The 20,720-nt window shown below is 62.6% G+C and carries 18 protein-coding genes; 9 read left to right on the forward strand and 9 right to left on the reverse strand.

The features are described from left to right. The first annotated feature begins 290 nt into the window (after positions 1 to 290). The gene (secB, locus tag CIT40_RS00980; RefSeq protein WP_094894072.1) at positions 291 to 773 is read left to right on the forward strand and encodes a protein-export chaperone SecB; all 483 of its coding nucleotides are present in this window, start codon (positions 291 to 293) and stop codon (positions 771 to 773) included. Between the two features lie 7 nt (positions 774 to 780). Here secB and dnaQ read toward each other — a convergent pair whose 3' ends face one another. From dnaQ to CIT40_RS01000, 4 genes are read right to left on the reverse strand one after another with little or no spacing between them, the layout of a single operon-like run. Beyond that, complete coding sequence (gene dnaQ, locus CIT40_RS00985) at positions 781 to 1,494, reverse strand: DNA polymerase III subunit epsilon (protein WP_094894071.1); 714 nt, start codon at positions 1,492 to 1,494, stop codon at positions 781 to 783. A 41-nt stretch (positions 1,495 to 1,535) separates the two neighbouring features. Beyond that, the gene (gene coaE / locus CIT40_RS00990; protein ID WP_094894070.1) at positions 1,536 to 2,135 is read right to left on the reverse strand and encodes a dephospho-CoA kinase; all 600 of its coding nucleotides are present in this window, start codon (positions 2,133 to 2,135) and stop codon (positions 1,536 to 1,538) included. A 38-nt stretch (positions 2,136 to 2,173) separates the two neighbouring features. Next, positions 2,174 to 2,782, reverse strand: a complete 609-nt coding sequence (locus CIT40_RS00995) for a Maf family protein (protein WP_094894069.1) — start codon at positions 2,780 to 2,782, stop codon at positions 2,174 to 2,176. Between the two features lie 8 nt (positions 2,783 to 2,790). Further along, the gene (locus tag CIT40_RS01000; RefSeq protein ID WP_094894068.1) at positions 2,791 to 3,630 is read right to left on the reverse strand and encodes a pyruvate, water dikinase regulatory protein; all 840 of its coding nucleotides are present in this window, start codon (positions 3,628 to 3,630) and stop codon (positions 2,791 to 2,793) included. A gap of 458 nt (positions 3,631 to 4,088) precedes the next feature. Between CIT40_RS01000 and hemJ the strand changes: the two genes are divergently transcribed. The 7 genes from hemJ (at position 4,089) to CIT40_RS01035 (ending at position 12,781) form a co-directional block, all read left to right on the forward strand. Further along, complete coding sequence (gene hemJ / locus CIT40_RS01005; RefSeq protein ID WP_094894067.1) at positions 4,089 to 4,523, forward strand: protoporphyrinogen oxidase HemJ; 435 nt, start codon at positions 4,089 to 4,091, stop codon at positions 4,521 to 4,523. Positions 4,524 to 4,770: 247 nt separating this feature from the next. Beyond that, entirely contained in the window at positions 4,771 to 6,036 is a 1,266-nt protein-coding gene (gene rho, locus CIT40_RS01010; RefSeq protein WP_008133567.1) for a transcription termination factor Rho, read from the forward strand. 313 nt (positions 6,037 to 6,349) lie between these two features. Then, positions 6,350 to 7,702, forward strand: a complete 1,353-nt coding sequence (gene mnmE, locus CIT40_RS01015; protein WP_094894066.1) for a tRNA uridine-5-carboxymethylaminomethyl(34) synthesis GTPase MnmE — start codon at positions 6,350 to 6,352, stop codon at positions 7,700 to 7,702. A 486-nt stretch (positions 7,703 to 8,188) separates the two neighbouring features. Beyond that, positions 8,189 to 10,069, forward strand: a complete 1,881-nt coding sequence (gene mnmG, locus CIT40_RS01020; protein ID WP_094894065.1) for a tRNA uridine-5-carboxymethylaminomethyl(34) synthesis enzyme MnmG — start codon at positions 8,189 to 8,191, stop codon at positions 10,067 to 10,069. 9 nt (positions 10,070 to 10,078) lie between these two features. Further along, the gene (rsmG, locus tag CIT40_RS01025; RefSeq protein ID WP_094894064.1) at positions 10,079 to 10,852 is read left to right on the forward strand and encodes a 16S rRNA (guanine(527)-N(7))-methyltransferase RsmG; all 774 of its coding nucleotides are present in this window, start codon (positions 10,079 to 10,081) and stop codon (positions 10,850 to 10,852) included. A 29-nt stretch (positions 10,853 to 10,881) separates the two neighbouring features. After that, positions 10,882 to 11,736, forward strand: coding sequence for a ParA family protein (locus tag CIT40_RS01030; protein WP_094894063.1), 855 nt, complete (start codon positions 10,882 to 10,884; stop codon positions 11,734 to 11,736). A gap of 157 nt (positions 11,737 to 11,893) precedes the next feature. Next, positions 11,894 to 12,781, forward strand: coding sequence for a ParB/RepB/Spo0J family partition protein (locus CIT40_RS01035; RefSeq protein WP_162307805.1), 888 nt, complete (start codon positions 11,894 to 11,896; stop codon positions 12,779 to 12,781). 313 nt (positions 12,782 to 13,094) lie between these two features. Here CIT40_RS01035 and holA read toward each other — a convergent pair whose 3' ends face one another. From holA to leuS, 3 genes are all read right to left on the reverse strand, one after another. Beyond that, positions 13,095 to 14,123, reverse strand: coding sequence for a DNA polymerase III subunit delta (gene holA, locus CIT40_RS01040; protein WP_094894061.1), 1,029 nt, complete (start codon positions 14,121 to 14,123; stop codon positions 13,095 to 13,097). A 63-nt stretch (positions 14,124 to 14,186) separates the two neighbouring features. Next, complete coding sequence (gene lptE, locus CIT40_RS01045; RefSeq protein WP_094894060.1) at positions 14,187 to 14,738, reverse strand: LPS assembly lipoprotein LptE; 552 nt, start codon at positions 14,736 to 14,738, stop codon at positions 14,187 to 14,189. After that, a complete protein-coding gene (gene leuS / locus CIT40_RS01050; protein ID WP_094894059.1) occupies positions 14,725 to 17,361 on the reverse strand; it encodes a leucine--tRNA ligase in 2,637 nt (878 codons plus the stop codon). Before leuS ends, lptE begins: the two co-directional genes overlap by 14 nt. A gap of 262 nt (positions 17,362 to 17,623) precedes the next feature. On the opposite strand from leuS, the gene CIT40_RS01055 reads away from it, so the two are divergent. Then, a complete protein-coding gene (locus CIT40_RS01055; protein WP_094894643.1) occupies positions 17,624 to 18,604 on the forward strand; it encodes a GGDEF domain-containing protein in 981 nt (326 codons plus the stop codon). On the opposite strand, the gene CIT40_RS01060 is transcribed toward CIT40_RS01055, so the two are convergent. Both CIT40_RS01060 and CIT40_RS01065 read right to left on the reverse strand, forming a co-directional pair. After that, positions 18,601 to 19,308, reverse strand: a complete 708-nt coding sequence (locus CIT40_RS01060; protein WP_148667250.1) for a hypothetical protein — start codon at positions 19,306 to 19,308, stop codon at positions 18,601 to 18,603. The genes CIT40_RS01055 and CIT40_RS01060 overlap by 4 nt on opposite strands. Further along, positions 19,280 to 20,302, reverse strand: coding sequence for a thiamine-phosphate kinase (locus CIT40_RS01065; RefSeq protein WP_094894057.1), 1,023 nt, complete (start codon positions 20,300 to 20,302; stop codon positions 19,280 to 19,282). The genes CIT40_RS01060 and CIT40_RS01065 overlap by 29 nt, the downstream gene beginning before the upstream one ends. Positions 20,303 to 20,720: the final 418 nt, after the last annotated feature.

Raw genomic sequence — 20,720 nt, forward strand, 5'->3', positions numbered from 1 at the left:
CGTCAGGTCCTTCGGGATGTAGGCACGAAATCCTGCCCGGCCAATGGCGCCTTTTGGCACAGTGCCGAGTGTAGCGCGTTTTATGCTTAAGGGGAAACCCGATCCTGCCCGGAAATCGCGTATCTTCAATCATTTAAGGCGCAGTTTCGTGGAAAGGGCCGGATCAGTGCGGCAGTTGCGGCGCGGCGGCAAATCCCGCCTCCGGGACCGTTCGTCCTTGTGGAACGAGGCGGCCCTATGTTAGCCAACCGCCGCGAAATTCAGCCCAAATCGGGTAAGGAGAGACTCTCATGACCAACGGTAACGGCACCCCTCCCGAGGCGGCCCAGGCTCCCCAGCTCAACGTGCTGGCGCAATATACCAAGGACCTTTCATTCGAGAATCCGAACGCGCCCGGCTCGCTCCAGCAGCAGAGCCAGCCCCCCCAGATCAACATCCAGATCAATGTCAGCGCCAACAACCTCAGCGAGCAGGAGTTCGAGGTGACGCTGTCGGTCGAGGGCAAGGCCGAGACCGCCGGCAAGATCATGTTCTCGTTCGAGCTGGCCTATGCCGGCGTGTTCCGCATCGCCAACGTGCCGAAGGAAAATCTGCATCCGCTGGTCATGATCGAGTGCCCGCGCCTGCTGTTCCCGTTCGCCCGCGAGATCATCGCGACGGCGGTGCGCGACGGTGGGTTCCCGCCCCTGATGCTGGATCCCGTCGACTTCGTCGGTCTCTATCGCCAGAACATGGAGCGGCAAATGGCCGCCCCGACGAGCGGCCAAGCATAGGCCAAGCCTAACCGGCCGGAGGCGCTGGAGCGGGCAAAAACTCGTTCCAGATCGCTTTGTCGCCGAGCGTTGCGATGAAGGCCCGGTGGGCCTCGCGCTCGGCATCTGAAACCCGTAGCGCGAGCGGCACCAGCCGCTGCCGCCGCGGCGCATCGCCGGCGGCATTGACGCGAATCTCCTGGGCGTCCGACGCCAGCAGCAGCTGCGACTGCCGCGCCCCGACCAGATCCACATAGACCTCGGCCAGCAGTTCGGCGTCCAGCAGCGCGCCGTGCTTGGTGCGGCGTGAGTTGTCGATCGCATAGCGCGAGCAGAGATCGTCGAGCCGGTTGGACACGCCGGGATGCTTGCGGCGCGCCAGCAGCAGCGTATCGACCAGCCGTTCGCGCGGGATCGCCGCGCGTTTGATCTTGTCGAGCTCGGCATTGATGAAGCCGATGTCGAACGAGGCGTTGTGGATCACCAGCGGCGCATCGCCGATGAACTCCAGGAACGCATCGGCGACCTCGTGGAACAGCGGCTTGGTCGACAGAAACTCGGCCGACAGCCCATGCACCGCGAAGGCTTCCGCCGGCATGTCCCGTTCGGGATTGATATAGACGTGATACGTCTGCCCGGTCGGCATGCGGTTGAGCATCTCGACGCAGCCGATTTCGACCAGGCGATCACCGCGAAGCGGATCGAGGCCGGTGGTTTCGGTATCGAGAACGATTTCGCGCATGTCTTGAGATCGGTGTCGTGAGAGCCGCGTGAGACGGCGAATCAGGCTCGCCGCTGCGGCATCTTAACCACCTCGGCCAGGATGTGGGCGATTTGCGCGCGCACCGGTTCAAGTCCGTGCGACGTATCCACCACGAAATCGGCCCGCTTGCGCTTCTCGGCGTCCGGCGTCTGCTTGGCGATGATGGCGTCGAGCTTGGCTTCGTCCATGGTGCCGCGCGCCAGCACCCGCTCGCGCTGGAGTTCCGGCGAGGTCGAGACCACGACCACGGCGTCCACGCGCGTCTCGCCACCGGTCTCGAACAGCAGCGGGATGTCGAGCACCACGACCGGCGCCTCGGCGGCTTCCGCCTCGGCGAAGAACTTTTGCCGGGACGCGCCGAGCATCGGATGGACGATCTGCTCGAGCTGCTTGATCGCGGCGGGATCATGCACGACGCGCGCCGACAGTTTTGGCCGGTCCACCTTGCCGTTCACGGTGGTGCCGGGAAAGGCGGCTTCGATCGCGGGCGCCGCTTCGCCTTCATAGAGCTGATGCACGGCGGCATCGGCATCGTAGACGGGCACACCGGCCTCCGCGAACAATTTCGCGGTGGTGGATTTTCCCATCCCGATTGAGCCGGTCAGTCCCAGGATCCGCATCAGCGTCCAGCCAAGTCCTTTATCCACATGTCTGTCATTCACACGGCAACTAGCCGTTCGCGTCGCAGGAACGCAAGCAGCGGCAGCAGCGGCAGGCCGAGAATGGTGAAATGATCGCCCTCGATCCGCTCGAACAGATGGATGCCCAGGCCTTCGAGCTGATAGGCGCCGACGCTGGTGGTGACCGCGTCTCCGGCAGCGTCCAGATAGGCCGAAAGCTCGTCCTCGGTCATCTCGCGCATCGTCATGCGGGCGACCGAGACGTCCTCGAAAACGATCCGGCCGTCACGCGCCACGGCCACCGCGGAATTCAGCTCATGGCTGTTGCCGGCGAGCTCGCGCAATTGCGCCAATGCCTGCGGACGGCCCGCCGGCTTGTTGAAAAGGCGGTCGCCGAGAGCCAGCGTCTGATCGGCTCCGATCACGTAGCTGCCGGAATAACTGGCCGAGATCGCCTTGGCCTTTTCGCGCGCCAGCAGCAGAGCGATTTCGCGCGGATTTGAAAGCGCTGACGCCGATTGAAGACCGCGCTCGTCGATATCGGCGGTCACCGCCTGGAACTCCAGCCCGGCATTGGCGAGCAGCATCTTTCGGGCGCTGCTTTGCGAGGCCAGGATCAAGGGATGTTTGCCGCGCCACAAACCCATCGCGAAGACTATCCGGAAGGCCGGTTGCGCTGGCGATCGCTGTAGAGCTTCATGATCGCCGCCGCGGTTTCCTCGATCGAGCGACGGGTGACGTCGAGCAGCGGCCAATCGTGCTTGGCGCTGAGCTTGCGCGCAAACGCGACCTCCTCGGTCACCGACTGCCTGTCGGTATAGGTCTCGTTGCCGGAATCGGACCCCATCGAGAGCAGGCGATTCTGGCGGATCTGGATCAGGCGTTCCGGCGTCGCGTGCAGGCTGACCACCAGCGGCCGTGTCAGCTTCCCCAATTGCTCCGGCACGGGAATGCCGGGCACCAGCGGCACGTTGGCCGTGCGGATGCCGCGATTTGCGAGATAGATCGACGTCGGCGTCTTCGACGTGCGGGACACGCCGACAAGGACGACGTCGGCATCGTCGAGGCCTTCGACATGCTGGCCGTCGTCGTGGATCATCGTGTAGTTCAGCGCATCGATGCGCTTGAAATATTCCGCATTGAGGACGTGCTGGGCGCCGACGCGGCCGGTGGTCGCAGCCCCGAGATAGGCTTCGAACAGCTGCATCACCGGGCCGATGATCGACAGGCTCGGAACATTGATCCCCTTGCACTTGTCCTCGAGCCTGGAGACCAGATCTTTCTCAAGCAGCGTGAACAGCACGATCCCGGGCGCTTCCTCGATCTCGTCGAGCACTCGGTCGAGCTGTTTCTGGCTGCGCACCAGCGGATAGACATGCTCGACCGGGGTGACGTTGGCGTATTGCGCAGCGACGGCGCGCGCCACCGTGATCAGCGTCTCGCCGGTCGAGTCGGACACGAGGTGCAGATGGAAATAATTGTTCGAGGTCGGCACAAAAACCCTTTGTATGGAGACGGTGTGGTCTGTGGATTTCTGTGGACCTTAACCCCTCGGAAAGGGTTGCGCGACACCGGGGGCGGGACAACTGCCAATTTTGTTCACACCACTGCCCCTCTGAAGAAGTTCGATGCCCCGGAAAAGCAGACATGGGATTCCGGGGACAACCCCCTTGATAAGCTGCCGACAGACACGCGCAAGCCTTTGAAGCTGGTCGTCTTCTCGGAAGGCGCCGGAGCTGCCTGGGATATGTTGATGGATGTGAACAAACGATCGGGAACGTGCGAACGGAATCTTGTGAGTCCAATTCACGGTCACATAGACTCAAACCTTAAGAATCTAAGATTCTTTATAGGAGAAGGGGCGCTCCAGATGGACTATGTGTGAAGGTGAGACCTTAACGAGTTCTTACTATCCCCAGTTCCATTCCCTGGCAGAAATCCCTGGCGCCAAACATGTTCGAAGACGTCTATCTCTGGATCAAGGCGCTGCATGTCATCGCGGTCATCGCCTGGATGGCCGGCATGCTCTATCTGCCGCGGCTGTTCGTTTATCACTGCGAGGCCGAGATTGGCTCGAAGCAGTCGGAAACGTTTAAGGTCATGGAACGCCGGCTGCTCAAGGCGATCATCAACCCCGCCATGACCGTCACCTGGCTCGCAGGGCTCTACCTCGCCTGGTCCGGCCACTGGTTTTCATTTGGTTGGCTGCACGTAAAATTGGCAATGGTCCTGGCGATGTCGGGGGTCCACGGCTTTTTTGTCCGCTGGGTGAAGGACTTCGCCGCCGACCGGCGTCCACGGACCCAGAAATTCTATCGGATTATCAATGAGGTGCCGACAATTTTGATGATCATCATCGTTGTCATGGTGATCGTGAAGCCGTTCTAGGCAGAACGCGACGAAACGCTCAGTGCTTCGGCTTGCGGAGTGCCGGGCGATTTTCTATATTGTCGATATCCCACCCAACGCAGGCGGATGTGGTTGTGTCTGAGCTTTCCAGAGGCCGGACACCGCATCAGGTTTGAAGCCTCATCGGCACTTAACCTTGCCAGACCTGCGGACCTTATCTTCTCACGTCCGCATTTCAGAGCCTCCTCGCACCCCCCTCCCAAGGTTACCCCACAGGACCACCCCAATGCGGGAAATTAAACTCGAAGACCTCAAGTCCAAGACGCCGGCCGAGCTTGTCTCGTTTGCGGAGGAGAATGGGGTCGAGAATGCCAGCACGATGCGCAAGCAGGAGCTCCTGTTCGCCATCCTCAAACAGCTCGCGCTCGCCGAGACCGATATCGTCGGCCAAGGCGTCGTCGAGGTTCTCTCCGACGGCTTCGGCTTCCTCCGCTCGCCCGATGCGAATTATCTGCCGGGCCCCGACGACATCTACGTCTCGCCGTCGCAGATCCGCCGTTTCGGCCTGCGCACCGGCGATACCATCGAAGGCCACATCCGCAGCCCGAAAGAGGGCGAGCGCTATTTCGCGCTGCTGAAGGTCAACACGCTCAATTTCGAGGACCCGGAAAAGGCCAAGCACAAGGTCAATTTCGACAACCTCACACCGCTGTTTCCGAATCAGCGTTTCCGCATGGAAATCGACGACCCGACGCGAAAAGACTTGTCAGCAAGGGTGATCGACATCGTCGCGCCGATCGGCAAGGGCCAGCGCGCGCTGATCGTGGCGCCGCCGCGCACGGGTAAAACCGTGCTGATGCAGAACATCGCGCACTCGATCACGCACAACCATCCCGAATGCTATCTGATCGTGCTGCTGATCGACGAACGTCCGGAAGAAGTCACGGACATGCAGCGCTCGGTGAAGGGCGAGGTGGTGTCCTCGACCTTCGACGAGCCGGCGGTGCGTCACGTCCAGGTCGCCGAGATGGTGATCGAGAAGGCAAAACGCCTGGTCGAGCACGGCCGCGACGTCGTCATCCTGCTCGATTCGATCACCCGCCTCGGCCGCGCCTACAACACCGTGGTGCCGTCATCCGGCAAGGTGCTGACCGGCGGTGTCGACGCCAACGCGTTGCAGCGCCCGAAGCGCTTCTTTGGTGCCGCCCGCAACATCGAAGAGGGCGGCTCGCTGACCATCATCGCCACCGCGCTGGTCGATACCGGCAGCCGCATGGACGAAGTCATCTTCGAAGAGTTCAAGGGCACCGGTAACTCGGAGCTGATCCTGGACCGCAAGGTCTCGGACAAGCGCACCTTCCCGGCGATCGACATCTCGCGCTCCGGCACCCGCAAGGAGGAGCTCATCACCGATCCGCAGGTGCTCAAGAAGATGTACGTGCTCCGCCGCATCCTCAATCCGATGGGGACGATGGACGCGATCGACTTCCTGCTCGACAAGCTGCGCTCGACCAAGAGCAATTCGGAGTTCTTCGACTCCATGAACACCTGAGTGCGGTGCAACAAGAACCAAAGGGCGCCTTCGGGCGCCCTTTTTCGTTGTGCGGCTTTGCTGCGGCGAAAGCGCAGCATGGAGCAGGTTTCGAGGAGTAGATCTGGGGTTCTATGAAGATGTTGATATAACTGCATAAATCTTGAAATTTTCTGGTAGAAGTTCCTTGAGCGGGTGAGATTTTGCAGCAAACGGCCAGCTTATATTGCACTGCGATATAATCATTGCTGCGGCAGAGGGTGCAGCAAACCGGCCCCGCCGCGCTGCTGGAACGGGCCGTTTGCCTTTTCGTCGCCAGCCGGACAAATAGGCCATGCATCCGCGGGACCAGACCATCTTTGCGCTGTCATCCGGCCGTGCGCCGAGTGCGATCGCCGTGGTGCGCGTCTCGGGTCCGCAAGCCGGCCTGGTGTTGGCGACCTTGGCGGGAAAGCTGCCGGCGCCGAGGCAGGCCAGTCGCCGACTGCTTCGTGACGGCGCGGGCCAGCCGATCGACGATGCGGTGGTGCTGTGGTTTCCGGGGCCGGCCAGCGCCACCGGCGAGGACGTCGCCGAATTCCACGTTCACGGCGGCCGCGCCGTGCTTGCGGCGCTGTTTGCCGAAATTGCTGTAATTCCGAATATTCGAGCCGCCGAGCCGGGCGAGTTCACGCGACGCGCCTTCGAGAACGGCAAGCTCGACCTCACCGAGGCCGAGGGCCTGGACGATCTCATCCACGCCGACACGGACCGCCAGCGTCGCCAGGCGCTGCGGCAGCTGCAAGGCCTGCTCGGCGATCGCGCGCGCGACTGGCGCGAGCGAATCATCGAGGCTTCTGCGCTGATCGAGGCCGGCATCGATTTTTCCGATGAGGGCGATGTTCCCGCGGAATTGAGGGCGCCGGCGATCAGGGCGATCGAGGCGCTACGGGATGAGATAGCAGAAGTCCTTGCAGCACAGGGACATTCTGAACGGCTGCGCGAGGGCCTCGTGGTTGCCATCGCCGGCGAACCGAATGTCGGCAAGTCGACGCTGATCAATCAGCTCGCCCGCCGCGATGTCGCGATCGTCTCACCGCATGCCGGAACCACGCGCGACGTGATCGAGGTCCAGCTCGATCTCGACGGCTATCCCGTCACCGTGATCGACACCGCCGGCATCCGCGAGACCGATGATCCCGTCGAGCAGGAAGGCGTGCGCCGCGCGCGGGCGCGGGCCGAGGACGCCGACCTCGTGCTGTGGCTGGTGGAGGGGGAGCAGGCCGTCGATCCGGGCGCGATGCACTCCCTTCGGAAATCCGAAGGCGGCGATCGACCGGAGGGGGCGGTCTGGATCGTCCGTAACAAGATCGATCTCGTGGCTGGCGGTACCGGACCGAGCGGGGAGTTCGCGATCTCGGCGAGGCAGGGTGATGGCATCCCCGAGCTGGTCGATGCTCTGGTCAAATTTGCTTCCGAGTTTTTCGGGACCACCGAGGGCGCGGTTGTGACCCGCGCCCGCCAGCGCGACCTGTTGAGCCGGGCGTCGGAAAGCTTGCGCCGGAGTCTGGACCTTGTAGAAGACGGCGAGGAGCTGGCGGCCGAGGAGCTGCGAGCGGCGGCTTATGCCTTGGGTCGGCTGCTTGGCCGGGTGGACGTCGAGGACGTCCTGGGCGCGATCTTCCATAAGTTTTGCATAGGAAAGTAGGGCTAGTTCTTGATTGTAGAACTAGCGCTTGTTCCATTTCTTTGTTTCACGTGAAACATCGACCCGGGCCTCAGCCTTCTTCGCCGGGCTCATATTCCGTCAGCTGTTTCACGTGAAACATGACTCGGCTGGCGCGGGGCCGATCCAGTTCCTCTCCCTTCGCAGTCCCGGGTCCATTCTTGGGGTACCCAGGTCACCTCGTCGCATAGCCCTAGCGACCAACGAATCCAGACTGTCGCCGTGAAAAGAGCCTGCTTGCTGCGCTTGCAATACCGAGTGCGAGGCGCTGTCCGGACCCAAACGGGCGTCCTCGGCCGTGAGCACCGACTTTGTTTCACGTGAAACGCGAGACAATTCAATGCCCGTTCTACTGTGCATGGGGTTGTTTTCACAAAATTGCCTCGGCCGGATCGGTGTTTCACGTGAAACATCCGCCTCACGAGTTTCCACTTCCGGCCCAACCGCCCGTGAGCTAGAAGTCTGTCCATGCGAACAGAGCAAGAGAGCTTCGACGTCATCGTGATCGGCGGCGGCCACGCCGGCTGTGAGGCCGCGGCTGCATCCGCTCGGATGGGTGCTGCGACGGCTTTGGTGACGCATCGCTTCGCCACCGTCGGCGCGATGTCCTGCAATCCCGCCATCGGCGGCCTCGGCAAGGGTCATTTGGTCCGCGAAGTCGATGCGCTCGATGGTCTGATGGGTCGCGTGGGCGATGCCGGCGGCATTCAGTTTCGTGTGCTCAATCGCCGGAAGGGTCCCGCCGTCCGAGGCCCGCGGGCCCAGGCTGACCGGAAGCTTTATGCCGCCGCGATGCAGGCCGCGATCCGGGAGACCGAGGGTCTTTCCGTCATCGAAGGCGAGGCAGACGAGCTGATCGTGGTCGATGGCCGCGTCACCGGTCTGCGCCTGGCCAGCGGTCGAGAGCTTCGGGCAGGGGCTGTGGTTGTCACCACAGGCACCTTCCTGCGCGGTCTGATCCATCTTGGAGAGAAGAACTGGCCTGCCGGCCGCGTCGGTGAGGCACCGGCGATGGGTCTTTCGGCCTCCTTTGAGCGCGCCGGCTTCAGCCTCGGACGGCTCAAGACCGGCACTCCGCCGCGCCTCGACGGCACCACGATCGACTGGTCGGCGGTCGAGATGCAGCCCGGAGACGAGCCACCGGAGCCGTTCTCGGTGATGACCGAGCGGATCACCACGCCGCAGATCCAGTGCGGGATCACCCGGACCACCGCTGCGACCCATGAGGTGATCCGGGCCAATGTCCATCGCTCGCCGATGTACTCCGGCCAGATCAAGAGTTCTGGTCCGCGCTATTGCCCCTCGATCGAGGACAAGATCGTCCGCTTCGGCGACCGCGACGGTCATCAGATCTTCCTGGAGCCGGAAGGGCTCGACGACAGTACCGTCTATCCCAACGGCATCTCGACCTCGCTGCCGGAGGAGGTCCAGCTCGCGATCCTTGCCACCATTCCCGGCGTGGAGCGGGCGAAGATGGTCCGCCCGGGCTATGCCATCGAATACGATCACATCGATCCCCGCGAGCTGGATCCGACCCTGCAGACCAAGCGCCTGCGCGGCCTGTTCCTGGCCGGACAGATCAACGGCACCACCGGCTACGAAGAGGCAGCAGGGCAGGGCATCGTGGCCGGCCTGAACGCGGCGCTGGCTGCGAGCGGGGCCGCACTGACCGTGTTCGACCGCGCCGACGGCTATCTCGGTGTGATGATCGACGACCTCGTCACCCGCGGGATCAGCGAGCCCTATCGGATGTTCACCTCCAGGGCCGAGTACCGGCTGACGCTGCGGGCCGACAACGCGGATCAGCGCCTGACCGAGAAGGGGATTGCCCTGGGCTGCGTCGGGAATGCCCGGATCCAGCATCACCGCGCCAAGATGGGCGCTTTGAATGCGGCTCGGACGCTGTCGAAATCACTGACGATCACCCCGAACGAGGCGATCAAGCACGGACTGTCCCTGAACCGGGACGGGCAGCGCCGGTCGGCGTTCTCGCTGATGGCCTATCCGGATATCGGCTGGAGCCAGGTCCGTGCGATCTGGCCGGAGCTGTCCGCGATCGACCCCGTCATCGCCACCCATCTCGAGATCGACGCCAAATACGACGTCTATCTGGAGCGCCAGACCGCCGACGTTGAATCCTTCCGGCGTGACGAGGGGCTGGTGCTGTCGGAGGTCGATTATCAGCAGGTGCCCGGGCTCTCCAACGAGGTCCGCGCCAAGCTGGAGAAGGCGCGGCCGTTCACCGTCGGGCAGGCGGGCCGGATCGACGGCATGACGCCGGCCGCACTCGGCATCCTCGCGGCCTATCTCCGCCGTGAGGCCCGGAAGACCTCCAAAGCAATCGCATAGGCGTTTCACGTGAAACAGCGCGGACCGGGCGGCGACAGACCGCTAACGCGACGACCCGGAACGGGTGAGGGCGCCGATCGCCGATCCGAACCGGCGCCGGTTAAGCCGAAGATCGACAAAGCCAGCGCCAACGATCAGGCGCTCGATTCTGTCATCGCCGCCGACAAGCGCGAGGCGCTGAAGCTCGCGCCTGTTTCACATGAAACGGAGGCGCGGCTCGATCGCTACATCGCCTTGCTCCGGGAGTGGCAGGCCAAGACCAATCTGGTCGCACCCTCGACCCTGCCTCAGCTCTGGACCCGGCATATCGCCGACTCGTTACAGCTGGTCGATCTCGCGCCCTCCGCCAAGCGCTGGGCCGACCTCGGCAGTGGCGGCGGCTTTCCCGGAATCGTGCTCGCCTGCGCCATGGCCGGCAAGCCGGACGCCCGTGTCCACCTCGTTGAGCGAATCGCCAAGAAGGCCGCGTTTTTGCGCGAAGCGGTTCGCGTCACCACATCACCGGGAGTCGTACATCTCGCTGAGATCGGGGATAATGTGGATAGAATCACCGGCCCGGTCGATTGCGTCACCGCGCGTGCGCTGGCTCCGCTAAATCAACTCATCGGCTTTGCGGAGCCGCTGATGCGCCAAGGCGCAAAGGCGCTGTTTCTCAAGGGTCAAGATGTAGAGGCTGAATTGACCGAAGCCGCTAAATATTGGAATATTCAGCCGCAGCTCCACAAAAGCCGTACAGGCGACGGGTGGATCGTTGAGCTGATATCCGTCGAACGGCGCGGGTGAGGCGTCCAGGGGCTGAGTGGGGAATTTCGATGAGCGAGATTGACGAGCCGCAGCAAGAGCAGACTTCCGAGGTCCCGCACGGCCACCCGCGCATCCTGGCGCTGGCGAATCAAAAGGGCGGCGTGGGCAAGACAACCACAGCGATCAACCTCGGCACGGCACTCGCCGCGATCGGCGAGCGCGTCCTGATCGTCGATCTCGATCCGCAGGGCAACGCCTCGACCGGTCTCGGCATCGACCGCCGCAACCGCTCCTGCTCGACCTATGACGTGCTGATCGGCGAAGCTCCGTTGCGCGAGGCCGTGGTCTCGACCGCGGTGCCGCGGCTGCACATCGCGCCCTCGACCATGGATCTCTCCGGCCTCGAGCTCGAGCTCGGCACCACGCCCGGCCGGGCCTTCAAGCTGCGCGACGCCATCGGCGCGCTCAACAACAACGTCTCGCCGGATGCCGACTACACCTATGTGCTGATCGACTGCCCGCCCTCGCTCAACCTGCTCACGGTGAACGCGATGGCGGCGTCGGACGCGATCCTGGTGCCGCTGCAATGCGAGTTCTTCGCGCTCGAAGGTCTGTCGCAATTGCTGCAGACGGTCGAGCAGGTGCGGTCGACGCTCAATCCGAACCTGTCGATCCACGGCATCGTGCTGACCATGTTCGATTCGCGCAACAACCTCTCCAACCAGGTCGTTGCCGACGTCCGGCAGTTCATGGGCGAGAAGGTCTACAAGACCATGATCCCGCGCAACGTGCGCATCTCGGAGGCGCCGTCCTACGGCAAGCCGGTGCTGGTCTACGATCTCAAATGCGTCGGCAGCGAAGCCTATTTGCGGCTCGCCACCGAAGTGATCCAGCGCGAGCGCGAGCTGCGGGTCACGCATTGAGGGAGAGGTCCGTAGGGTGGGTTAGCACAGCGTAACCCGCCGTCTCTCACCTCGAATGTGTCCGTGGCGGGTTACGCTTCGCTAATCCGCCCTACGACCTACAACTTACGACAATTCAGTTCTGGAGTGCTGCAGCGTGAATCCAAGGGAGCTGGCGATGGCCGACGAAGCGCGTTCGCGACTGGGCCGGGGTCTTGCAAGTCTGATCGGTGACGTCGGCGGCGAGGCTCAGCATGTCGATCGGCCACGCGCGCAGCGCAAGGTGCCGATCGAGTTCATCAAGGCCAATCCGCGCAATCCGCGCCGCACCTTTTCGGACACCGAGCTGAAGGAGCTCAGCGAGTCGATCAGGCAGCACGGCGTGATCCAGCCGATCGTGGTGCGTCCCGTGAAGGGTGCACAGGACCGCTTCGAGATCATCGCCGGCGAGCGGCGCTGGCGCGCCTCGCAGATGGCCGGCCTGCATGAAGTGCCGATCGTTCCGGTCGACATCAGCGACAGCGACGCGCTGGAATTCGCGATCGTCGAGAACGTGCAGCGCGAAGATCTCAATCCGATGGAAGAGGCGCAGGGCTATCACGCGCTCGCCAACGAGTTCAAACGCAGCCAGGAAGACATCGCAAAAGTCGTCGGAAAGAGCCGCAGCCACGTCGCCAACATGATGCGGCTGACCAAGCTGCCGGCCGAGGTGCAGGCCTTCATCGCGACCGGTGCGCTGACCGCCGGACACGCCCGCGCGCTGATCGGCGTGCCCGATCCGCTCGCGGCTGCCAAGCGCATCGTCGAGGAGGGTCTCAACGTGCGCCAGGCGGAGGCGCTCGCACATGAAGAGGGCGTGCCGGAGCGCAAGCCGCAAAAAGCGCGCGCCACTGGGGGCAAGGAAAAAGACCCCGACACGATCGATCTGGAAAAGCGCGTCAGCGACGCGCTCGGCCTCAAGGTCACCGTCAATCACCGCGATCCCGGCGGTTCGGTCCAGATCAGCTACAGCAACCTCGATCAGCTCGACGAGGTGATGAAGCGGCTGGCCAAGGGCGTGCTGTAGCTTCGCGGTCTTGTGCCACGGGCATGTCTCTCTATCCCGTCACCCTGAGGTGGCCGCTTCTTCAGCGGCCCTCGAAGGGCGACGGCCCGGCTGCATCGGGGCCGTGCATTCTTCGAGGCTCCCGGCACGATGCTGCGCATCGCGCCACTCGCACCTCAGGATGACGGATTTTGCGCTCCTCGTCGTTGAGGCGCGCAACTCTCTCCGCATCGTCATTGTGAGGAGCACTTTCGACGAAGCAATCCAGAAGCTTTCCGCGGAGGGATTCTGGATTGCTTCGCTCCGCTCGCAATGACGTGGAGAGAGCGGAGGCTCAGCCCCGCCGCTTCGCGTTCGCAGCGATCGCCATCAGCGTGCGCTGGGCGATGGCGGCGGCCAGCGTCGATTGCTTGCGGGTGTCGAGCGCCGCGGTCGCGAGCTGTTCGATGATGGCGGCGAGCCGCGCCACGCTGAAATTGCGCAGCGCCGTTTCGACCGCTGGCTTGCGTGAGAAATGCAGGCGCGGATAGCCGCCGTCGAGCACGGCGGAAGCAGGTTGGCCGTCGGCGATCGCGAGCGCCGATTTGTGCAACCACGCAGCCTGGCGCTGCGCGGCCGAAATGATCACGCCGGGATAAGTGCCGGCGATCATGGCCTTGGCGAATTCGGTCTCGACGATGTCGGGCCGGCCGGCAAAGGCCCCGTCGACGATCGGGTCGAGCTTCAGCTCGGAGGCGTCGGCGACCACCGCCATCACGTCGTCCAGCGTGATCTCGCCCTTGCCATGGGCATAGAGGGTCAGCTTGCGCAGCTCGTTGCGCGAAGCCTGGCGGTCGCCGCCGAGGAACGACATCAGCGCCGCGCGGGCGTCCTGCGCGATGCGTAAATTGGCGATGCGCAGCTCGTCATCCATCAGCTTGGCAAGGTCGCGCTCGGTGTCGGGGTAGCAGCCGATCGCCACCGCGGCCTTGGCCTTCTCGCAAGCCTTGCGCAGCGGCGATTCCGGGCGCAGCTCGCCGGCTTCGATCACGATGCGGCAATCCCTGACGTTCATCTCAGCCAGAGTGTCGATGCCGCTGGCGAAGCTGCGCGAGCCCGCGCGAATGCGGATGGCGCGGCGGCCGCCGAACAGCGGCACCGTCATGGCCTCGTCGACGAGGCGCGAGGGCTCGGCGGAGAGCTCGTCGCCGTCGAGCTTGACCAACGAGAACGGATCGTTGGGATCGTCGACGGCGGAGGCGATCAGCGCATCGGCGCGCTCACGCACCAGGCCGGCATCGGGGCCGTAGAGCAGGATGATCGGACGGCCCGCATCGGGGCGGGCGAGGAAGGCGTCGATCTCTTTTCCACGCAGCGCGACCATCGGGCCTCAAGGACGTCATTGCCTGGCTCGGGATGTCGTCACGCCCGGAGATGACGGAGTGAATCAGGTGCCTGCGGTGAAGAACGCGGCGAGCCGGGTGGTGATGTTCTCAGCGATCTCGTTGGCGGCGCGATCCTCCGCGTCGCGGACGGCGCGGGTGCGGGAGAAGCGCTGATAGGAGCCCGGCATGTCGTAGGACACGCGCGAGAACGTGGTGCCGGTCATTACCGACTTGCCGGTCGCGACCTCGATCAGATTGTACTGGGCATCGATGCCGAGGTTTTCGCTGGTCGGCAGTCCCGTCGTGGCGCTGACGATCAGCGACGAACGGCTGGTCGTAAAGCGGATGTCCAGGCGATGCGTCGGCGGCATCCCCGTTGCGCTTCCGTAGAGCTTGAAAGCGAGAGCATTGCGGACTTCGACGCCGACGCGGGCCTCGCGCGAGGCATTGGGCTTGTTGATCGGGGGCAGCTCGACCCCCATCAGCTTCTCGCGCAAGCCGGGCAAGCCGTCGCCGCGCTCGGCATACATCGGCTGGAAGCAGCCAGCCGTCAGCGCCGCCAAGGCGGCGACCGCCAGCAACCGGGCTGCGATGCGGATCCTAGCCGACAACATTCACGATCCTCTTGGGAACGATAATCACCTTGCGGACGGGCTTGCCGTCCAGGGCCAGCTTTACCGCATCGAGCGCCAAAACGGCAGCCTCGATTTCCGGATTCTGGGCCGCTGTTGCAACTGTGACGTCGCCCCGCTTCTTGCCGTTGACCTGGACCACCAGGGTCACACTGTCTTCGACCAGCAAATCGCGTTCGATTTGGGGCCAATTGGCCTCTGAAACCAGTCCGGTCTGGCCGAGAGCCTGCCAGCACTCCTCGGCGAGGTGCGGCATCATCGGGGAGAACAGCTGGACCAGGATCTGGCTCGCTTCCCGGATCGCCCACGCCAAATCCGGGGTGGGATCGCCTGCCGGCTGGCCGGGTCGCTGCAGGATCTCCGAGAAGCTGTTGGCGAACTCGCGGATATGGGCCAGGCAGACGTTGAAGTGCAGCCGCTCGATTCCCGTGGTGACCTTGTCGAGCGCGCCATGAGCGGCCTTGCGCAGGGCGGTGGCGTCCGGACCGAAGCTGGCCGGCCGGGCCACCGGCGCGGCTTTGCCGAGTTCGATGGAATCGTTCACCAGCCGCCACAGCCGCTGCACGAAACGCGAGGCGCCCTGGACGCGCTCGTCGCTCCAGATCACGTCGCGGTCAGGCGGGGAGTCCGACAGCATGAACCAGCGGGCGACGTCGGCGCCGTAGGTCTCGATGATGTCGTCGGGGTCGACGGTGTTCTTCTTCGACTTCGACATCTTCTCGATCGGGCCGATCTGGATGTCTTCGCCCGTCGTCAGCAGCGATGCGCGGCGCCCATTACCGCCCACCTCGACCTTGACCTCGGCCGGCTGCACATAGGTGCCGTCTGCCTTCTGGTAGGTCTCGTGCACCACCATGCCCTGCGTGAACATGCCGGCGAACGGCTCGTCCAGTGCGATGTGCCCGGTCGCCTTCATCGCGCGGGTGAAGAAGCGGCTGTAGAGCAGATGCAGGATCGCGTGCTCGACGCCGCCGATATACTGGTCGACCGGGAGCATCCGGTTGGCCACCGCGGGCGTCGTCGGCGCGCGCTCGTTCCAGGGATCGGTGAAGCGCGCAAAATACCAGGACGAATCCACGAAGGTGTCCATGGTGTCGGTTTCGCGCTGGGCTTTGCCGCCGCATTTGGGGCAAGTCACGTGCTTCCAGGTCGGGTGATGGTCGAGCGCGTTGCCCGGCTTGTCGAAGCTCACATCCTCCGGCAGCACCACGGGCAGGTCGGCATCCGGCACCGGCACCACATCGCATTTCGGGCAATGGATGACGGGAATCGGACAGCCCCAATAACGCTGGCGCGAGATGCCCCAGTCGCGCAGGCGGAAGTTCACTTGACGCTCGCCGACCGGCGCATTGCCGCGCAGCTCGCTTTCAAGACGTTTGGCAACCTCGTCCTTGGCCTGCTCGATGGTCATGCCGTCGAGGAAGCGCGAATTGATCATGCGGCCGTCACCGTCATAGGCGGTGTCGGTGATGACGAACGATTTTGGATCCTGGCCCTCGGGGCAGACCACCGGAATGTTGCCGAGGCCGTATTTGTTGACGAAATCGAGGTCGCGCTGGTCATGCGCCGGGCAGCCGAAGATCGCGCCGGTGCCGTATTCCATCAGCACGAAATTGGCGACATAGACCGGAAGCTTCCAGCTCGGATCGAACGGATGGACCGCGCGGATACCGGTGTCGAAACCCTGCTTCTCGGCGGTGTCGATGATCGACTGCGCGGTGCCGATCTTCTTGATGTCGGCAATGAACTCCGCAAGCTTCGGGTTCTTCGCGGCGGCCGCCTGCGCCAGCGGATGGTCCGCAGAGATCGCCATGAATTTCGCGCCGAACAGCGTGTCCGGGCGCGTCGTGAAGATCTTCAACTCGTTCTCGCCGGCGGGCGTCGTCGCCTGATCCAGCGCAAAGCGGATCAGCAGGCCTTCGGACCGGCCGATCCAGTTGCGCTGCATCAGCCGCACCTTGTCGGGCCAGCGGTCGAGGCCATCAAGCGCGGAGAGCAATTCCTGCGAGTATTTCGTGATCTTGAAGACCCATTGGCTCATCTCGCGCTGTTCGACGACGGCACCGGAGCGCCAGCCGCGGCCGTCGATCACCTGCTCGTTGGCGAGCACGGTCATGTCGACCGGATCCCAGTTGAGCTTGCGCTTCTCGCGCTCGGCGAGGCCGGCGGCGAGCATGTCCAGAAACATCTTCTGCTGATGCTTGTAGTAGCTGGGGTCGCAGGTCGCGAATTCGCGTGACCAGTCCAGCGACAGCCCGATCGAGCGGAGCTGCTTCTTCATCGCGGCGATGTTGTCGTAGGTCCAGGCCTTCGGCGCGACCTTGCGCTCGATCGCGGCGTTCTCGGCCGGCAGGCCGAAGGCGTCCCAGCCCATCGGATGCAGCACGTTGAACCCCTTGGCGCGCATGAAGCGGGCCAGCACGTCGCCGAGCGTATAATTCCGGACGTGCCCGATATGGATGCGCCCGGACGGGTAGGGGAACATCTCGAGCACATAGTATTTCGGCCGGGAATCGTCGTTCCTGGAGACGAAGATCGCCTGCTCGTCCCAGAGGCGTTGCCAGCGCGGTTCGGCGTCGCGGGCGTTATAGCGTTCGGAGGTCATGGAATCGTTGCGTTTTCGTGGTTTCGGTAGCCTGAAGAGGCCGGACTAGGCCATAGAAGTCGTCGGGGGGTCAATGGGTTGCCGCGGGCGGCGGCAGCCGGCAATGCTGCTCCGCAAAAGTACTGAGGGGGGCATTGGGGTCGGGTTAAGGGGTCGGTGCGAAGTTGGGTGCTGGCAACCCTCATGTCAGGCTATGGATTCAGATTGCTACGATCTCGATTACGACTATGCCGCGTCCATCGCCGGACGGGCGATGCGGAGCATGGTCGAACAGCGGATTCCGCCGACACCGTCAAATTTTGCCATTTGGTTCCACTATTTCGCCGGCAACCATGACGATCTGCGCAACGCCATCGATCTCCTGATCGATCACAATCGTCCCTTCGACGACAGGACCAATCGGGACCTGTTCAAGACCTATATCGCTCCCAAGGTGAACGCCGCGGTCACCGCTGACACGTCCGAGCGCCTTCATGACGTCATGGGCGCGGCGAAGGAGTTCCTGACCACTGCGATTGCCGACAATCGCTCCCAGATGCAGGTCATCAGCGAGGTGGCGGACCAGGGCAAGGCCGGCGTCGATCCGAAGGCGCTGGTCGCCCAGCTCATAAACGAGCTGGCGCGGGCCGCCACGCGGGCGACACGGCTGGAAGCAGGCTTTGCGGAAAAAACCCGCGAGCTCGATGTCATCCGCGATTCGCTATCGAGGTCCGAGGAGCGCGCCCGGACCGACACTCTGACGGGTCTCGCAAACCGCCGCGCGCTCGACGAATTCCTGCGCAAGGCGCAGGCGACCGCGGCATGGGGCGAGCCGCTCAGCGTGCTGATGCTCGACATCGACCACTTCAAGGCGTTCAACGACAATTTCGGCCACGGCGTCGGCGACCAGGTGTTGCGCCTGATGGCGAAGGTGCTGCGCGAAAAGGTTCGCGCGCAGGATCTGCCGGCGCGCTATGGCGGCGAGGAGCTGATCGCGGTGCTGCCGGATGCCGATCTCGCCACCTGCGCCGATCTCGCCGAGCGCATCAGGCACGCGCTCGCCGAGTGCACGATCACCCGCCGCTCGACCGGCGAGGTCCTGCCCAGCATCAGCGTGTCGATCGGCGTGGCGCAATACCGGGCCGGCGAAGCCGTCGCCGATCTCATCGAGCGCTGCGACCGCGCCCTCTATCTCGCCAAGAGCAGCGGCCGCAATCGCGTGATGACGGAGACCGAGCTCGATCGCGCGGGAGCTGCGGGCTAGGCCCTGGCCGCCACGAAACTCTTCCTGATCTTCAATTCAAAACCTTGCTCGATGGTCGCCTTGACCAGGCTCTTAGCGGGCTCAATTTTCCAGTTCCAATTATTACTTCCGATCACAGAGGCTATGATTTTTCGCAGGAACTGAGAGGGAACACCAGCTGCGGGCAATACATATGCTAACGTTTCCCCGCCAATGGCTTTCAAATCGCAAGCATAAATGAAGTCTCTCTCTTTGCTCGCGCGCTTGGGAAGCATGGAGAATGGAATTGGCTGAGCGCCTCTGGATTTGAGTTCTGCAAGGACCAGAGTGAGTTCTTCAGTACCAAGCGGTACAACATGGAGATGCCCATGCTCCGTGGAACAGAGTGAATTTCCAATAGAAGTGGAGCCATGCTCAAACAGTAAGTGGGAGCTTCTCGTCGGCATCGTATATTGAGTAAGAAGCCCTACGAGTTCTTCGAGCAAGCCGTTCGTTCGCGCATAGAGCAGAACATTGGGCTCGTGCGAGAACGGCACGACTAAACTGTGACCAGCAACCAAAGCTCCGATGCTTGGAATTACAGCAAAATTCTTCGTTTGCCGAGCCACAGCGGAGACGATTCCTTCATCCATAAACAATTGTGATAGGAGGGTGTTGTTCTTGCCTACCAACTCCGCACATATCGAGCATGCGTGGTTATGGCGCAACGAAAGATTTGAGTTCATCCGAGATCGATCCCACAGTTCTAAACTGTTCCCAAACGTTGAGAGTGACGCCTGATCGTATTAAGTCGGCTTCGCAAAGGCCGGTGCCCTGCTTGGGCCTCTCTTCAACGATGCCAAGGTAAATGGCACCCATTTTTCTTGCCACATCAGCGATAGGAGTTGTGCCGGTAAATATCAGGCCGTAGTCGCCGCCGACATTGACGTTGAAGTTTTTCCATTTTGCGGAGTCAGTACCTAATGGATTCTGCGCCAGCGGGACTTTTTCGAGATCGATCCGAAACGTAACCCCGCTTGTATCTGCAAGTTGCTCTGCCGAGGCTAATAGTCCATCTGACATATCCATGCATGACGTACAAAAGCCAGATTCGACTAGCTGTAAGCCGGCAGAAACCTGCGCGTGAGGCCTTGAGACGTCCAAAGAGCCGCCTCGTAGTTTTGCGCGAGCTGCGTGAATAAGGCTAGCCACGGATGTACCTAAAGGGGGGCCAACAACGTATATCAAGTCGCCGGGTTTAGCTCCGGAGCGAGTAAGCACCCCTCGCGATGAGGCTTGGCCAATCGCTGTGATCGTCGTCGAGCGCATCCTTGACTGTTTGGTATCGCCTCCGAGCAACCTAAGTCGGTAGTCCGACATCGCGTCGCTTATTCCCTCCAAGTACTTGCGGAGATAGTCGATCGTATCCGTTCGAGTTAAGCTCAGCACCAGAAGCATACCAAGTGGTTGTCCGCCCATGGCGGCGATGTCGCTTACATTCATTGTCACATGAAAGTGTGCGAGGTCCGACGGTGTGCCGACCTCCAAAATCTCCATAAACGTTCGGCTGGGACCTTGGTCGGTCGTGAAAAGAAGGGGCGATGTATCCGGGGCTGTGAACACAGCGCAGTCATCGAGAAGGATGTTTCCAAAGTCCCGACTCATCAGGGGTAAAATCAGCTGCGAGATAATACCACGCTCTCCCAACTCAGAGAGGCTATCATTCATTATCTTGGTCATCGGAGTGCCAGCTGATTAATCGTGTGGGTCGTGCGATACTGCATCGACAGATCTGTCTTCCTGTTCTCCAAAAAGAGCCTCGGTAGCGCGAATAAGGCGCTTTACGAATAACTCGGAAGAGAAACCCACGATAAAGGCAAAGCCCCCGACAAAGAATCCAAACTCCGGACCTACCGCCGGCGAACGGACCATTGCGAGCAACCCTCCGAGGACAACGTAGAGACCGACGACAGCAAGTACACCCCCGTGAAGGGGGGTGAGCAGCTGCCACGCCACCTTCTCGCTCTGATAGTTCTTATACCGAAGAGCAAGCACGACAATCCTGGACGCCGCGAGGGTACTACCCAGAGCTCCGAATAGGAAGACAAAGACTAGAAGCGAGCGGTGCTCGAAACGGCAGATACTAGAAACCGTCGCA

Source organism: Bradyrhizobium amphicarpaeae, assembly GCF_002266435.3.
Lineage (GTDB): Bacteria > Pseudomonadota > Alphaproteobacteria > Rhizobiales > Xanthobacteraceae > Bradyrhizobium > Bradyrhizobium amphicarpaeae.